Genomic DNA, 15,335 nt, shown 5'->3' with positions numbered 1-15,335 from the left:
TCGCGTCAGCGGGCCGTGGCCCGGATGGAGACCTGCCTGGGCGCTCGCGTCAGCGGGTGGTGGCGCGGTGGCGGCCGACCGTGCGGCGGGTCGGCTCCTCCTCCGTGGTGGTGCGGCGGTGGCGGCGGCCACGGGGCGGGGCGTCGGTGTAGGGGAACGCCGGATGCTCGTCCGAGTTACGGCGACGGCGGCGGCCACGGTAGGTGGTCGCCGGCTCCGAGGCGGTGAGCAGACCACCTGCGCGCCCGGGCCGGGCAGGCGGAGCGAACGCGTCGAACTCGCTGGTCGCGCCGGGGATGACGATGCGCTCGAACGTGCTCGTGTCCACCACGCGCTCCAGCGGGCCCGTGTCGAGCACGACCTCCAGCGGGCCCGTCTCGTCCGTGAACCGGTACCGGGACCTGTCGAAGTCGGGCTCGTACGGCGCGGCCAGGAAGGCGGGCTCGTAGGGGGCGGCGTCGCGCCGGGCGCTCAGAGGCTCGAAAGCTCCCCGGCTCTGCGGCACGGCGTCGGTGGTCAGGTCGAACGGCCGGATCTCCAGCGGCATCCTGCGGTGCCTGGCGTGCCGCGCGCCGTGCCGCAGCGCGTCGCGGGCCGCCTCCCTCGCGGCCGCTTCCCTGGCAGCGGCGTGGCGGGCCGCTGCTTCGCGTGCGGCGGCCTCACGTGCGGCGATACGGCGGGCGGCCTCCCTGGCGGCGGCGTGCTGTGCGGCCTCACGCGCCGCCGCCTCCCTCGCGGCGGCTTGCCGGGCGGCCTCCCGGGCGGCGGCCTCCCTGGTCGCGGCGTGACGCGCGGCGTTCCGCGCGGTGGCGTGGCGGGCCCTGCCCCGGCCGGCGTGCCGGGCCGAGTCCCTGCCGGTCCCGCGCCTGGACCCCTCCCACACGTCTCCGGTCTGCGGCAGGCCGGGCCGGTCGCCGTCGGAGGAGTAGCCGTCCGACCCGAACCCGCCCCGGCCACGCACCCCGCCACCGGACCACGCCGCGCCTTCGGACGCGCCGGAGAACGGCCGGGTCGAGCCATCGGACCACGCCGCGCCTTCGGACGCGCCGGAGAACGGCCGGGTCGAGCCACCGGACCCGGGCGCGCCGACGCGCGCGCCGCCCATGGCGGTGACGTCCGGCCCCGTCCTGCCGAGCCGGCCGCCGCCCATCGCGGTCATGTCCGCGCCGTCGGAGCCCATCGCGGCGATGCCGCCGGACCTCGTGCTGGGCGCGGCGGTGACCGGCCAGGCCATGGGGTCGGTGGTCTCCGGCATGGGCCAGGCCATGCCGCCCGTACCGGAACCCGAGGACGCCCCCACGGCCTGGAGCACCGCGCCTGAGGAGGCTCCCGCTGCCTGCAGCGCCGCGCCGGAGGAGGCAGCGACGGTCTGCAGCGCCGGGTCCGCGGTGGCGCCGGCGGTCTGGAGCGCCGGGGTCGCGTCCGCGGTGGCCGCGGCGGCGGTGAGCGAGCGCAGGGCGGCGGCGGTGGCCAGGCGCTCGGGGGTCTCGGGCAGGTCGAGCACGGTGCGGCGTTCCGCGATGACCGGGACCGGCGCCTTCCTGCTGCGACGGCGGCGGCCCTTGGCGCGCGACGGGCGGGCCGGCTTGGCGGGCGTCGCGGCCATGGCGGCGGCCGAGCGCATCCGGCGGGTCTTGGCCACGGCGAGCAGTGTCAGCGCGGCGATCAGCGTCGAGCCGACGAGCGTCGGGGCGTCGATGGCGGGCAGCGGCCCGGTGGCCGAGGCGTCGCCGTGGGCGGGAAGGGGCTCGCCGGTGGCCGCCTCGGTGTCGGCGGTGCTCGGCTTGGCGTGCTTGCCCTTCCTAGGGGTCGCCCCCGAGGACGCGCCCGTGGACGTGCCGGTCTCGGTCGTGGGGGAGCCGGAGGGTGCGGGGCCCGCTCCGGTCGCGTCCGTACGAGGGGCGGTCTCCTTCTCGGCCTTCGGCTGCGCGGCCGGAGCCTTCGCGCGCGAGCCGGCGGGGGAGGAGGTCGTGGTACGCGGTTCGCCCTGCGGCTGGGCCTGGGCCTGCTCGGGGGTCTGGCCCTCGGTCCTGCCCCGCACCTGGTTCGGCTCGTCACCGCTGATCTGCGGGGACTGGATCCGGTCGCCGGACAGCGGCACCTGGCCGGACCGGCCGTCGTCGGCGCGGGGGATGTACGCGCTCAGCGACTGCTCGGGAGACTGGAGCGTGCCAACCTCGCTTCCCGGCTTCCCGGCCTCCCTGAGCGCGTCCGGGGTCTCCTTCTCGGCCTTCTTCTTGGCCTTGCGCTCCAGGCGCTCCTTGACCCGCTGCGGGTAGCCGTAGCCGACGACCTTGCTGGTGTCGCGTACCTTGCGCTTGGCGACGCCGCCGTCGATGTTGCCCTCGATCGTGTGGATGCGGTTGCCCTCGACCTTGGTCACGACGCCGACGTGGTCGATCCTGTCGATGTCGTCCGAACCGCTCCAGTCGTAGAAGACGAGCGCGCCGACCTCGGGCTTCTTCCCCCAGGCGCCCTGCTTCTTGAACCACTTCGCGTGCTCGACGGTCCAGGCGAACTGGCCGATCCAGTCCTCGTAGCCGAGCTTGTGCGCGGCCCACGAGAGGTACATGTCACACCACGGCGCCACGCTGTAGTCGGCGTCGAACTCGACGTTCTTGCCGTACCAGGCGCCGAACTTGGTGTACGAGTTCGACTTCTCGGAGTAGCCCAGCTGGCTCTCGAGCAGTTCTATGTACTTCTGGATCTCTGGCGTCATGGAAGTGTGGGGGAGCCTTCCGAGCAAGACCGGGTTCGGCACGACAGTCTTGGGTAGTGGGGGTGACCCGGGACTGGTGTGACAAAACCGGTGACCTGTCGTCTTCCGTGATGAGTGAGGTTATCGTGTTGTGACCTTAGCTCAAGCACGCACCCTGGGGGCAAGACCCCTCAAGGGGTAGAAACCAGCAGGTCAGTGATGTTGCCAGAAATGTCCGGCCCCAGGTGGTTTAACACTAAAAGATCTACCCTGGGGTGAGATCTCGGTATCGTGCGCTGGTGTATTATGCGGCCCGCGCCGGAGATCGGCCGCAGGGCCTTTATCATGCGCGCCGTGCGGAGTGTTGCGTACGCGGGTCCCGCTGCCGTGCGGATTTCCGTACTCGTCTGAGGGGTCAGTAGCCCGCGCCGGTCAGCAGGCCGCCGTCCACCGTGAACTCGCTGCCCGTGCAGTAGCCGGCCCGGTCCGAGGCCAGGGACGCCACCACGTGCGAGACCTCCACCGGCTTGGCGAAGCGCTTGATCACCATCGACCGCACGAACGCCTCGGCGTCCACCGCGCCGACCAGATCCGGGTCCGTGACCATGGGGGTATTGATCGCCCCGGGATGCACCGAGTTCACCCGGATCTTGAACTTCGCCAGCTCCCGCGCCGCCGACTTCGTCACCCCGCGTACTCCGAACTTCGACGCCGAGTACGCCGACAGCCCCTCCGCGCCGATGTAGCCCTCGATGGAGGAGATGTTCACGATGGAGCCGCGCCCGGCGGCCTTCATTGCTGTGCCCCGTCGCTGAAGCTCTCCACGGTGCTGCTGCGCGGCCGCTGCTCGGGCTTGCCTGCCGGTCCCCGTGCGGCGGGCTGAAGCTCGCCTGCGAGTGCGGGCGGGTGCGGTGAAGCCGGGGGCGGACGCCACCGGCGTGCCGCGTGACGGTGTGGCGGTGAAGCCGAGCTACTCGCCGGAAGGACCCGCGGGTTCCCGCGTGCGTGGCAAGGGCGAGCCGGCGGGCTCGGGTGAGTCGTGTGGCGGTGCGGTGGCCAGGCCGGGCGAGTCGGCGGAGGGCGCGGTGGCGGGGTCCTGGGTGCGGGGGAGCGGGGCGCTGGTGGGCGCGGTGGCGGGGTCCTGGGTGCGGGGGAGCGGGGCGCCGGTGGGCTCGGGTGAGCCGTGGGTGGGGGCGGCGGCGGGGTTCTGCGGGCTGCGGGAGGAGGTGGGCGTGGTGAGGCCGGAGGAGCGGGCGGCCGGGCCGTCGGAGGGTGGGCTTGACGGGGCGGGCGACCGGGACGGTGACGGTTGCGTGGTCGATGGCACGGGGCGGGAGGTCGTGGGGGAAGGCGTCGCCGGGCAGTCGGGGCCGGTCAGCGGCGCCTCGCTGACCTGCGGCCCGTTCCCGGCCGCCGGTTCGGTCATCACCACGATCCCGACGTACGCCTGCTCCCCGCACGGCAGCCGCCCGGGGTCGTGGGTGACGGCGCTGGTGTAGGAGGTGCTGCCGCGTAAGGTGCGGCTCTCCTGGCGGACGGTCAGCGCCGGCCCGCCTTCGCCGTCCCTCCTCGTGTACGAGATCCGCAGCCGCACCGCGCCCGTGCCGTCCGCCGAGACCCCGATCGTGCCCGCCTTGCCGTTCCACCGCAGGATCGTGGCCGCCCGCACCTTCGGGCCGGGTGCGGTCGTGCCGGCCTGGCCGCTGCGGGCGGGACGTGCCGGGGGAGACGCGGGCGTGGGAGGGGCGGTGCCGGTGGCGCGCGGCGGTGCGGACGAGGTCCGCCTGGGCGCCGGGCTGGCCCGGGTGGGCTCCGGGGACGTGGTGGCGGTCGTGGGGTCGTTCCTGGACTCGGGCGGCGGCATCAGGATCGTCCCAGGGCCGGGCGGCACCCGGCCGCCGGACAGCATGATCGCGACCAGCGCCGCGGCCGCCGCGCCGCCCGCGATCCAGAGGTGGGGCGGAAGCCTGGGCAGCCGAGCCCTGGGGCCGTTGGAGGGGGCGGGGTCGGTCCGCGCCAGCGGGAAGCGTAAGGCGAGCAGCGTGGCCAGCTCGGCCAGGTGACGGCGGCCGCGCTTCTCCCAGTCGGGGCCGTACCCGGCGACGGCGTCCTCCTCCAGCTCGGCCGCGAACTGCCGGGCGGAGGCGTACCGGATGATCGGGTCCTTGGCCATGCCGCGCCTGAGCAGGTCGCGCAGCCCGTCGGGGGCCACCTCCACCGGAATCGGCTCCACGAGGTGCTTGCCGCGCAGCGCGGGCACGTCCTGCTCGCGCTCCCCGCCGCCGTCGTCGCCGCTCTCCTTGTACGCCCGGTACGGCGGCCGCCCCCTGACCGCCTCGAACAGCACGCACGCCGCCGCGTACACGTCGGCCGGCGGCCCGGCCTGGCCCCGCGTCCACAGCTCGGGGGCCATGTACTCCGGGGTGCCCGCCGGCACTCCCGGCTCCTCGGCGTGCACCACGATGCCGAAGTCGGTCAGCTTGGTCGTGCCGTCGGCCTGGACGAGGATGTTGCCGGGGGTGACGTCCCGGTGCGGCACCCCGCGCTCGTGGGCGGCGGCGAGTGCCAGCAGCGTGCTCTTGACCACGGCCAGCGCCGCCTCCGGGCTGATCCGGCCGTGCTCGGCGAGCAGCGTGCGCAGGGAGACGCCGTCCACCAGCTCCATGACCACGGCGGCCCTGCTGGGCGTCTCGACGTACTCGTACAGGCGCACCACTTCTGGGGTGTCGATCTCGACGAGGCGGTGGGTGTCCGACCGGAAGCGGTCCATGAACTCGGCGTCCCTGCGCAGGGTGGCGTTCAGGTATTTGATCGCCACGTACGCGCCGGTCTGCTCGTAGGTGGCGAGGAACACGCGGCCGGTGCGCCCGGCGCCGAGCTGCCGTACTTCGCGGTACCCAGGGACCAAGTCCTACCCCCATCAGACGGCCGTCATCGATTCGACGGTCTCACCCGGGGTTCGGGTTGTCACGAGCGAGATATTTCGTCCCGCGTTAATGGGGTGCGCCGGAGTTGTGCCGGGCGTCTTTCGCGCGCTCGGGCGTGCTCTGGTGGGGGCCTGCGGCCAGGCGCCCGGCCTTCGTCCTGCCGTCGGCGGACGTTAAGGACCCGGCCCACATGCTGGAGGGCACGCCCGCCACCGAGGTGCTGCCCGAGCTGCTCGGCCCCGGCGACCTGGAGAGCCGCCGCCACCACGGCTTCTCCCCGTTCACCGGGACCTCCCTGGACATGACGCTGCGCTCGCTGGGCGTCTCCGCCGTGGTCGCGCTCGGCGTCTCGCTCGACCTGGGCATCCCGGGCCGGCGCTTGAGGCGGTCAATCTGGGCTACCGGGTGAGCGTGGTGACCGACGCCGTGGCGGGCGTGCGCGAGGAGTACGCGCAGGCCGTGCTCAGGTACACGATCGGCCTGCTGGCCACCCGTACGGCCACCGCCGAGCTGATCAAGGCGTGGACGTGATGGACGGGATGCGGCTGGACGGGCGGGTCGCGGTCGTCACCGGAGGAGCGGGGGCGATCGGCGCGGCCATTGGCGCCGACGTCGCCGGGCTGGTCGCCGACCTGTGCACGGACGCGCCGCGTACATCACCGGGCAGATCCTGTCGGTGAGCGGCGGCGTGACCATGCACTGACCCGCCATGCGCCTACAGCGAGTCGTAGACCGCCTGGACCAGCCGGATCCCGCGCAGGTTGCCGGTCAGCGCGTCGGCCATCTTGTTCATCACGTACCCGATCGCAAGGCCGCGCTCCGGGTCGCCGAGCCCGAGCGCGCCGCCCATGCCCGAATGCCCGAACGCGCTCTTCGACGGCATCGTGAACGTCAGCGACGGCAGCATGAACCCGAGCCCGAACGACGTGGCCAGGTACAGCACCTTGTCCGGGCCGTTCACCCGAGGGCGGAGCGCGTCACGCAGCGTCTCGGGGCGCAGCACGTCACCGGCGAGCAGCCCCTGGTAGAACCCGGCCAGTCCGCGTGCGGTGGTGACGAGGCCCGCCGCGGGCCAGCCCGCGCGCAGGATCACCGGGTGGTTCGCGCCGCCCTTGAGCCGGTGCATGGCGGGGTTGCCGAGCGCCCGGTTCATCAGGCTCGCGGGGTCGAGCGCGGCCCGCTGGATCTCGGCCAGCAGGTCCTGCGGCCGGTCCGCGGCCCGGACCTCTCGAGGCCGGTCGGCTGCTTGGGCGTCCTGCGGCCGGCCGGTGGGCTGGGCGTCCTGTGGCCGGTCGGCGCTCTCCACGATCTCCATGCCGGAGCGCTCGGCCCGGCCGGGGGCGCGGCGCGGGCGCTCGCCGGCCTTGAGCCGCGCCGTACGCTCGATGACGTCGTCCGGCGCGCCCACCCACAGCTCCAGCTCCAGCGGCCCGGCGATCTCGGCGGCGACCAGCTCGCCCACCGTCCTGCCCGTCACCCGCCGCACGACCTCGCCGATGAGGAAGCCGTACGTCAGCGCGTGGTAGCCGTGCGCCGTCCCCGGCTCCCACAGCGGGCGCTGCCCGGCCAGCCGCGCCGCGATCGCCGGCAGGTCATCGAACTCCTCGACCGGCACCTCCTCCTCGACCACCGGCAGCCCGGCCTGGTGGGTGAGCAGGTGCTCGACCGTCACCGAACCCTTGCCCTCGGCGGCGAACTCCGGCCACACCTCCGCGACCGGCGTGGCCACGTCCACCAGGCCCTGCTCGACGAGGCGCAGCAGCACGGCGGCGGTGACCGCCTTGGTGCAGGAGTAGACGAACGCGGGCGTGTCGCGCTCCCAGGGCCGCCCGGTCCAACGGTCGGCGATGCCGTCCCACAGGTCCACCACCAGCTCGCCGTCCTTATAGACGGCGAACGCCGCGCCCAGCTCCTCGCCGTCGGCGAAGTGCCGCTCGAACACTTCGCGCACGCGGGCGAAGCGCGGGTCGCAATGCATCGGACCTCCAGCGGGGAAGACGGGGAAAGGGAGTGCTTACGTGAGACACGAGCCTAACAATTGGGGACGTTTCGGCCCAGACGACCAGCGCGGCACCCTCAACCTGCCGTGGTGCTCGACGCCCTGCTCGTCAGCCGGCACGGCACCACCACCCACATGGACGCGCTGTGCCACATGTGGAAGGGCGACGAGCTCCACAACGGCCATCCGGCCGCCCGCGTCCGCTCGTACGGCGCCACGAGGTGCGGCATCGAGCACGCGGGCGGAGTGGTGGCCAGGGGCGTGCTGTACGACGTGCCGCGCAGCCTCGAGCTCGACCACCTGCCCGCCGGCCATCGCACCTCGGCCGCCGAACTGGCCGCCGTCGCCTGCGACGACGCCGCCGTCGGTGGGCTCGACGCGCGCGGCCTGTCGCAGGAGCCGCTACGCCAGAGCCGAGATCAACCCGATGGTCAGCGCGGTGCGGTCCGGGATGTGGTCGATCAGCACGTGCTCGTGCCGAGCGTGCGCGCCGTCGCCGACCGCGCCCATGCCGTCGAGTACGGGGCGGCCCAGCGCCGAGACGAAGTTGCCGTCGCTCGCCCCGCCCACGGCCGCCTGGTCGAGCGGCCAGCCGAACCCGGCGGCCACCCCCTGCGCCTCCTTGAACAGCCGCTCGGACGGCTCGTTCGGCACCATCGGGGGCCGGTTCCACTCGCCGGTGACGGAGATCTTGATGCGCGGGTCGGAGACGCGCAGCCCGGCGAAGACGTCGTCGATGCGGCCCATCTCGGCCGGGTCGGTGACGCGCACGTCGATGCCGCAGGTGGCGTGGCCGGCGGTGACGTTGAGCCCGGTGCCGCCGCTGATGAGGCCGACGTTCACGGTGGTGCCGCGCTCGCGCGACCCGGCGGCGGCGAGCGTGGTGACGACCTCGGCCAGTGCGTGGATGGCGTTGGCCCCCGCGTACGGGTCGAGCCCGGCGTGCGCCTCGACCCCCTTGACGGTCACGTTGAACAGCCCGACGCCCTTGCGCGCGGTCTTGAGCGCCCCGTCCAGCGACGCCTCGAACACCAGCGTGGCCAGGGCGTCCTCACTGGCCGCCTCGATGTGCTTGCGCGAGGCCGGGCTGCCGATCTCCTCGTCGCCGTTGAGCAGGAACCGCACGCTCGGGTGCGGCAGCCCCAGCTCGCGCAGCCCGCGCAGCGCCCAGATCGACTGCACGAGCCCGGCCTTCATGTCGAACACCCCCGGCCCGGTCGCCTTGCCCTCGACGACGGTGAACGGCCAGGTCTTGAGCGTCCCGGTGGGCCAGACCGTGTCGTAGTGGCTGAGCATGAGGACCGTGCCCGGCGCGGTGCCCTCGTAGGTGAGCTCCAGGATGTCGCCGTGCTGGCCGCCCTCGTGGAGGATCTCGTCGTCCGGCGTCCCCAGGTGGCCGACCACCCTCGCCCTGATCGCCCGCAGCCCCTTGACCAGCATGGCCTTGTCGTAGCTGTGGGTCTCCAGCTCCACCACGGCCCTGAGGTCGTCGAGCATGGCCGGCAGGGCCTGCCGGGTCCAGTCGGTGATCAACACGAGAGTCCTTCCACGGGGTGTGCACTAGGGGACGGGGGAACCGGGGCCGAGCGGCACGCCCAGCCACCAGAAGACGTAGAACAGCAGCGTCCACACGACGAGCAGCGTCAGCGAGAGCGGGATCGTCATCGAGGCCAGCGTGCCGATGCCGGCCGCGCGGCGGTAGCGCTGCAGGAAGCCGAGCGCCATCACGAAGTACGGGCTCATCGGAGTGATCGCGTTCGTGCAGGAGTCGGCGATGCGGTAGAGGGCCTGGGTGTATTCGGGCGGGATGTCCAGCAGCATCAGCATGGGCACGAACACCGGCCCGACGAGCGCCCACTGGGCCGAGCCGCTGGTCACCACGAGGTTGATGAGGGTGACCACGAGCAGGATGCCGAGGAAGACCACGGGCCCGCTCACCCCTGCCGACTTCAGCAGCCCGGCGCCGTCGATCGCGAGGATCTCGCCGATGCCGGTCCACTTGAAGTAGGCGAGGAACTGCGAGATCGCGAAGAACAGCACGAGGATCGGCGCCATCTCGCGGATGCCGTGCACCATGAAGCCGGGGATGTCGCCGCTGCGGGTCACGGTGCCCGCGGCCTTGCCGTACGCCCAGCCGACCGCGAGGAACGCAAGGCCGAGGAAGACCGCGATCGAGGTGAGCAGCGGCGACTGCACGATGCTGCCGCCCTCGCCGCGCAGCGGCGAGCCCGAGGGCAGCACGGCGGCCGTCACGGCGGCGACGAACACCACCAGCGTGATCAGCGCGGCCCGCAGCCCGCGCCGCTCCTCGGCGGTGAGCTTCAGCGAGCCCAGGTCGTCCTCGCCGGCGTCGGGGTCCACCGGCATCTGCTCGACGCGGCGGGCCAGCACCCGTTCGGTCACCAGCGTGATGACGGCGGCCAGCACCACGGACGACACCAGCGAGAAGAAGTAGTTCGCAAGCGGTGTGACCGTGTAGTCCGCGTCGATCGTGTGGGCGGCGGCGGTGGTCAGGCCCGACAGGATCGCGTCCACGGGGGTGATGAGCGGGCTGGCGTCGTAGCCGGCCGAGATCGACACGAACGCCACCACGATGCCGAGGATCGGGTTGCGCCCCACGGCGCGGAAGGCCAGCGCGCCGAGCGGGATCAGCACCACGTACGCGGCGTCGGACGCCACGTGCGCGACCATGCCGGTGAACGACAGCGCGAACGTCACCCACCGCGGCGAGACCCGCGACACCCCTGAGCGCAGCACGGCGGCCAGCAGCCCTGACCGCTCGGCGACGGCGACGCCGAGCATCACCACGAGGATCGTGCCGAGCGGCGGGAACGAGGTGTAGTTCTCGATCGCGTCGCCGACCATCAACCGCACGCCCTCGGCGGACAGCAGGTTCTTGACCGCGACGGTCTCACCCGTGGCCGGGTTGACGGCCGACGCCCCGGCCGCCGCGAGCGCCCAGCTCAGCAGCGACAGCACCGCGCTGAGGATGACGAACAGCCAAAAGGGATGAGGCAGCCGGTTGCCCAGCCGCTCGATGCCGCCGAGCATCTTGAGCAACGCGTTCAGCGAACGCGATCCCGTCACAGTCTCCGGGGCCGCCACCGGCTGATCTCCCTCCCGCATTTCGGTCACCCATTACATGCGGTCAGGAGACATCCTGACAAGTCGGGGTAAAAAGTCAGTCAGCTTCGGCGGGTTCGCGCAGCGGCAGCCGCACCTCGAACCACGTGTCGCCGGGCACCGAGCGGACCTTGATCTCGCCGCCGTGCCGTCCCGCCACGATCCGGTACGAGATGTCCAGCCCGAGCCCCGTGCCCTCGCCCACGCTCTTGGTGGTGAAGAACGGCTCGAAGATGCGGTCCCTGATCGCCTCCGGCACGCCGTGACCGGTGTCGCCGATCTCCACGATGGCCTCGTCCTCGTCGTGGGCCGTGCGGATGGTCAGCGTGCCCTCCTGCCCCATCGCGTCGAGCGCGTTGTGCATGAGGTTCGTCCACACCTGGTTCAGCTCGCCCGCGTAGCAGGGGATGGGCGGCAGTGTGCGGTCGTAGTCGGTGACCACGGTGATGCCCGGCGGGATCTTGCCGCGGAAGATCGCGAGCGTGCTGTCCAGCAGCTCGTGCACGTCCACGCGCTGGAAGGGCGCCCGGTCCATCTGGGAGTACTGCTTGGCCGAGCCGATGAGCGTGGTGATGCGCTCGGTGGCCTCGGCCACCTCGTCGAGCATCTGCGTGATCTCCACGGCCTCGGCCAGCCAGCGCAGCGCCTTCGTGGTGTGCTCCTCGCCGATCTTCGTCCTGACCTTCTCCAGGTCCTCTTTCGAAAAGCCCGCGTTGACCAGCCCGGGCGCGAGGTCCCACGCGTCCTCGACGCCGAGCTCGTCGAGCGCCTCGCCCAGCTCGTCCTCGGCGTCGGAGATCTCCAGCGGCGAGCGCTGCGGCTGCTCGGCCAGCCGGCGCGTGCACGCGTCCTGCGCGTCGACCAGCGCCCGCAGCTTCTCCGGGGCGATGCCGTCCTCGGCGAGCTGGGCGAGCTGCAGCCGCGAATTGGTGATCAGCGAGCGCAGCTCGCGCACCGCGCGCACGGCGGCCGCCGCCGGGTTGTTCAGCTCGTGGGTGAGACCGGCGGTGATCGTGCCGAGCGCGGTCAGCCGCTGCCGCCTGTCGATGAGCTCCCGCTGCATCCTGCCGCCCGACTGCAGGCCGTTGAGCAGGTGCATCGCCATCGGGAACCACTCGGTCACGATGTAGGCGAACTTCTTGGCAGGCAGCATGAACATCCGCGACGGCGCCGTGGCGCGCAGCGTGTGCTGGTAGGTCGTCGGGGCCTGATCGCCGAGGTAGGCGGCGGTGGCGCCGCCGAAGACGCCGGGCTGTGAGGTGCGCGGCATCGCGACGGAGCCGGCGCTGACCGTCTCCATGATCATCTGGATTTCGCCTTCGAGCAGCACCGCGAAGCACTCGGCGGGGTCGCCCTGCCGGACGATGTATTCGTCCTGCTCGAAGGTCCGCACGCCGCCGCTGGCCGCGAGCAGGGAGAGCTGCTCGTCGTTGAGGCGCTCGAACAGGAACAGCTTGCGCAGCTCCTCGATGTCGATCATTGCTTCTCCAGGTAGCGGTGGACGAGCGCGACGGCCATCGCGCCTTCTCCGACGGCGGAGGCCACTCTCTTGATCGACTCGGCGCGTACGTCGCCGGCCGCCAGCACCCCGGGCACGTTCGTCTCCAGGTAGTACGGCTCGCGCCGCAGCGGCCAGTTGCGCGGCCGCCGTCCGCCCTGCACCAGGTCGGGCCCGGTCAGCACGAACCCGCGCCCGTCCCGCTCGATCGTCTCGCCCAGCCACGAGGTGTACGGCTCGGCGCCGATGAACACGAACAGCCACTGCGCGTCGACCGTGCGCTCCTCGCCCTTCGTGGAGAGCGTGAGCCGCTCCAGATGGCCGTCGCCGGACGCGCCGACCACCTGCGTCTGCAGATGCACCTCGATGTTGGGAAGTGCGGCGATCTGCTCGATGAGGTAGTGGGACATGGACTTCTCCAGACCGTCACCCCTCACCAACAAGTGGACCTTGCTCGCGAATCCCGACAGGTAGACGGCGGCCTGCCCAGCGGAGTTGGCCGCGCCGACCACGAACACCTCGGTGTTCTTGCACCAGGGCGCCTCGGTGAGCGCGGCGCCGTAGAAGACGCCCCGGCCCACGAAGTCGTCCAGCCCCGGCGCCTCCAGCCGCCGGTAGGTGACGCCGGTGGCCAGGATCACCGCGTGCGCCGCGATCTCCCCGCCGTCCTTGAAGCCGACCACCCGCGCCTGGCCGCGCGCCTCCAGGCTGTTCACCTTGCGCGGGGTCAGCAGCTCGGCCCCGAACTTCAGCGCCTGCCTGCGCGCCCGGTCGGCGAGCTGCTGCCCGGAGACGCCGTCGGGGAAGCCCAGGTAGTTCTCGATACGGGAGCTCTGGCCCGCCTGCCCGCCCGACGAGTACGCCTCGACCAGCACCGTCTTGAGCCCTTCTGAAGCGCCGTACACGGCCGCCCCGAGCCCGGCCGGTCCGCCGCCCACCACGATCAGGTCGTAGAAGTCGGTCGCCGGCGTCGTGGACAGTCCCACCGCCGCCGCCAGCGTCGCCTGGTCGGGCGACTCCAGCACGGTGCCGTCCGGTTTCACCACCAGCGGCAGGTGGCAGTTGTCACCCGCCGCCTTCACCAGCTGCGCGCCCTCCGGCTCGCTGGCCAGCAGCCACTGGTACGGCACGTGGTTGCGGGCCAGGAAGTCGCGCACCTTGTACGACGGCGCCGACCAGCGGTCGCCCACCACCCGCAGCTCGGAACGCTCGCGACGGTCGGTGCGCAGCCAGGCGTCGAGCTGCCCGTCGATCACCGGGTAGAACTTCTCCTCCGGCGGGTCCCACGGCTTGAGCAGATAGTGGTCGAGGTCCACCACGTTGATCGCCTGGATGGCCGCCTGGGTGTCGGCGTAGGCGGTCAGCAGGACGCGGCGCGCGTAGGGATAGAGGTCCATGGCGGCCTCGAGGAACTCCACGCCGTTCATCTGGGGCATGCGGTAGTCGGCCAGGATGGCCGCGACCTCGTCGCCGCGCAGCCGCATCTCGCGTACCGCGTCGATGCCGTCCCTCGCCGTCTCCGCCCGCACAATCCGGTAGTCATGCCCGTAGCGGCGTCTCAGGTCACGGGCGACCGCCCGCGAGACGCCCGGGTCGTCGTCCACCGTCACGATGACCGGCTTGTCCATGCCCTCTTGCCTTTCCACCATGCTGTGCTTAAACGAAGAATGTCATGTGTTGCGGCCCGGCCGAGCCGGGCGTTCATATGATGAGCGCGTGGGTACCCGCGATCGCATCATCGACGCCGCTGAGCAGGCCATTTCCGAGTACGGCGTCGCGGGCGCCACGACCAAGCGCATCGCCAGGCAGGCCGGCTGCTCCGAGGCCCTGCTCTACAAGCACTTCGCGAGCAAGGAAGAGCTGTTGCTCGCCGTGGTGCTCGAGCGCATGCCGGCGCTCGGCCCGGCGCTCGACGAGCTGCGCGCGGGCATCGGCCGGGGCGACCTGCACGCGGCCCTCGTCGCGTTCGCCCTGGCCGCGCTGCGCTTCTACACCCGCACTCAGGCCATCGCGGGCGGCATGCTCGCAGACCCCGCGCTCATCGCCGGGTTCCGCGCCATGCTGGCCGAGAACCGCACAGGCCCGCACGTGCCGGTCCAGGCGCTGGCCGGCATCCTGCGGGCCGAGCAGCGCGCGGGCCGCATCGACGTCGCGCTCGACGCCGACGCGGCGGCCTCGATGCTGCTGGGCGCCTGCTTCCACCGGGCGAACCTGTCGCGCTTCGTGGACCTGCCCGGCCCCGGCGACAAGGAATGGGCAGGCGCGATCGTCGCCACCCTGCTCAGGTGACTAAGCGATCACGCGCGCCTCTCCGCCGTCCACCAGCAGCGACACCCCGTTCACGTACGAGGCCCGCTCGCTGGCCAGGAACGCCACCACGTCCCCCACCTCCTCAGGCCGCCCGACGCGTCCCACGGGAACGCCCTTGCCGCGCTCGCGCAGCGCCTCCTCGTCGCCGGCGAGCTGCCGCAGCCGTTCGGTCTCGATGGGCCCCGGCATCACGTTGTTGACCAGCACGCCGTCGCCGCCCACCTCGCGGGCCAGCGTGCGCACCACGCCCGCGACGGCCGAGCGCGTGGCGTTGGACAGGGCGAGGCCGTCGATCGCCTCGCGGGCCGACCTGCTGGTGATGGTGACGATCCGGCCCCAGCCGCGCGAGCGCATCTCGGGCAGCACCGCGTGCATGAGGCGGACCATGCCGAGCAGGTTGCGCTGGACGGCGGCGTCCCAGTCGTCGAGGGCGACCTCGGTGAAACGGCCCGGCTTCGGCCCGCCCGCGTTGGCCACGAGGATGTCCACGGGGCCGAGCACGTCGCGCGTCTCCTCGACCACCCGCCCGGCCGCCGCCGGGTCCTCCACGTCGGCCAGCACGGCGTGCACGACCTTGCCGAACTCCTGCAGCTCCACCACCGCGTCCGCGAGCTTCTCCGGGTCGCGGGCGCTGACGCACACGTCGCAGCCCTCCCGCGCGAGGCTCTTGGCCGCGGCGAGGCCGAGACCCGCACTGCCACCGGTGACGAGGGCGACCTTGCCCGAGATGCCGAGATCCATAAGGCCGACTATAGATCGTGCGGATCCGCGCGCTGCGCG

At 72.5% G+C, this 15,335-nt stretch carries 13 protein-coding genes and 1 pseudogene; 5 read left to right on the top strand and 9 right to left on the bottom strand.

Annotated features, from left to right (window positions below; genetic code table 11):
- Positions 1-49 precede the first annotated feature (49 nt).
- From AB0K67_RS38125 to AB0K67_RS38115, 3 genes are all read right to left on the bottom strand, one after another.
- On the bottom strand, positions 50-2,719 hold the full coding sequence (locus AB0K67_RS38125; protein WP_364069868.1) for a CHAP domain-containing protein: 2,670 nt from the start codon (positions 2,717-2,719) through the stop codon (positions 50-52).
- A gap of 394 nt (positions 2,720-3,113) precedes the next feature.
- Positions 3,114-3,494 carry an SDR family oxidoreductase gene (locus tag AB0K67_RS38120; protein WP_364069866.1) on the bottom strand — a complete coding sequence of 127 codons (381 nt, stop codon included), beginning with the start codon at positions 3,492-3,494 and terminating at the stop codon, positions 3,114-3,116.
- Between the two features lie 174 nt (positions 3,495-3,668).
- Positions 3,669-5,606: a protein kinase gene (locus tag AB0K67_RS38115; RefSeq protein ID WP_364069864.1), complete on the bottom strand. Its 1,938-nt coding sequence runs from the start codon at positions 5,604-5,606 to the stop codon at positions 3,669-3,671.
- 209 nt (positions 5,607-5,815) lie between these two features.
- On the opposite strand from AB0K67_RS38115, the gene AB0K67_RS38110 reads away from it, so the two are divergent.
- From AB0K67_RS38110 to AB0K67_RS38100, 3 genes are read left to right on the top strand one after another with little or no spacing between them, the layout of a single operon-like run.
- On the top strand, positions 5,816-6,034 hold the full coding sequence (locus AB0K67_RS38110) for a hypothetical protein (RefSeq protein ID WP_364069862.1): 219 nt from the start codon (positions 5,816-5,818) through the stop codon (positions 6,032-6,034).
- A complete protein-coding gene (locus AB0K67_RS38105; protein ID WP_364069860.1) occupies positions 6,031-6,156 on the top strand; it encodes a hypothetical protein in 126 nt (41 codons plus the stop codon). Before AB0K67_RS38110 ends, AB0K67_RS38105 begins: the two co-directional genes overlap by 4 nt.
- Positions 6,147-6,305 carry a hypothetical protein gene (locus AB0K67_RS38100; RefSeq protein ID WP_364069858.1) on the top strand — a complete coding sequence of 53 codons (159 nt, stop codon included), beginning with the start codon at positions 6,147-6,149 and terminating at the stop codon, positions 6,303-6,305. Before AB0K67_RS38105 ends, AB0K67_RS38100 begins: the two co-directional genes overlap by 10 nt.
- A 35-nt stretch (positions 6,306-6,340) precedes the next feature.
- Here the strand turns inward: AB0K67_RS38100 and AB0K67_RS38095 are convergent, their stop codons facing one another.
- A complete protein-coding gene (locus tag AB0K67_RS38095) occupies positions 6,341-7,603 on the bottom strand; it encodes a serine hydrolase domain-containing protein (RefSeq protein ID WP_364069856.1) in 1,263 nt (420 codons plus the stop codon).
- Between the two features lie 40 nt (positions 7,604-7,643).
- Between AB0K67_RS38095 and AB0K67_RS38090 the strand changes: the two are divergent.
- Positions 7,644-7,897 (top strand): annotated as a pseudogene (locus tag AB0K67_RS38090) (cyclase family protein); the annotation flags it as partial.
- Between the two features lie 129 nt (positions 7,898-8,026).
- On the opposite strand, the gene AB0K67_RS38085 reads toward AB0K67_RS38090, so the two are convergent.
- The 4 genes from AB0K67_RS38085 to AB0K67_RS38070 all read right to left on the bottom strand — a co-directional run bounded on the left by AB0K67_RS38085 (position 8,027) and on the right by AB0K67_RS38070 (position 13,894).
- The gene (locus tag AB0K67_RS38085) at positions 8,027-9,157 is read right to left on the bottom strand and encodes a M20 family metallopeptidase (protein ID WP_364069854.1); all 1,131 of its coding nucleotides are present in this window, start codon (positions 9,155-9,157) and stop codon (positions 8,027-8,029) included.
- Positions 9,158-9,184: 27 nt separating this feature from the next.
- A complete protein-coding gene (locus AB0K67_RS38080) occupies positions 9,185-10,675 on the bottom strand; it encodes an AbgT family transporter (protein ID WP_364069936.1) in 1,491 nt (496 codons plus the stop codon).
- 130 nt (positions 10,676-10,805) lie between these two features.
- Positions 10,806-12,227, bottom strand: a complete 1,422-nt coding sequence (locus tag AB0K67_RS38075) for an ATP-binding protein (protein ID WP_364069852.1) — start codon at positions 12,225-12,227, stop codon at positions 10,806-10,808.
- Entirely contained in the window at positions 12,224-13,894 is a 1,671-nt protein-coding gene (locus tag AB0K67_RS38070) for an FAD-dependent oxidoreductase (protein ID WP_364069851.1), read from the bottom strand. Before AB0K67_RS38070 ends, AB0K67_RS38075 begins: the two co-directional genes overlap by 4 nt.
- A gap of 67 nt (positions 13,895-13,961) precedes the next feature.
- Between AB0K67_RS38070 and AB0K67_RS38065 the strand changes: the two genes are divergently transcribed.
- Positions 13,962-14,534: a helix-turn-helix domain-containing protein gene (locus tag AB0K67_RS38065; RefSeq protein ID WP_364069849.1), complete on the top strand. Its 573-nt coding sequence runs from the start codon at positions 13,962-13,964 to the stop codon at positions 14,532-14,534.
- Here the strand turns inward: AB0K67_RS38065 and AB0K67_RS38060 are convergent, their stop codons facing one another.
- On the bottom strand, positions 14,535-15,296 hold the full coding sequence (locus AB0K67_RS38060) for an SDR family oxidoreductase (RefSeq protein WP_364069847.1): 762 nt from the start codon (positions 15,294-15,296) through the stop codon (positions 14,535-14,537). It lies immediately after the preceding gene.
- Between the last annotated feature and the right edge of the window lie 39 nt (positions 15,297-15,335).

Origin of the sequence: Nonomuraea sp. NPDC052634 (genome assembly GCF_040678535.1) — a bacterium.
GTDB lineage: Bacteria > Actinomycetota > Actinomycetes > Streptosporangiales > Streptosporangiaceae > Nonomuraea > Nonomuraea fastidiosa.
Note: the sequence above shows the minus strand (reverse complement) of the source record. Positions and strands in the feature narration are given on the sequence as shown.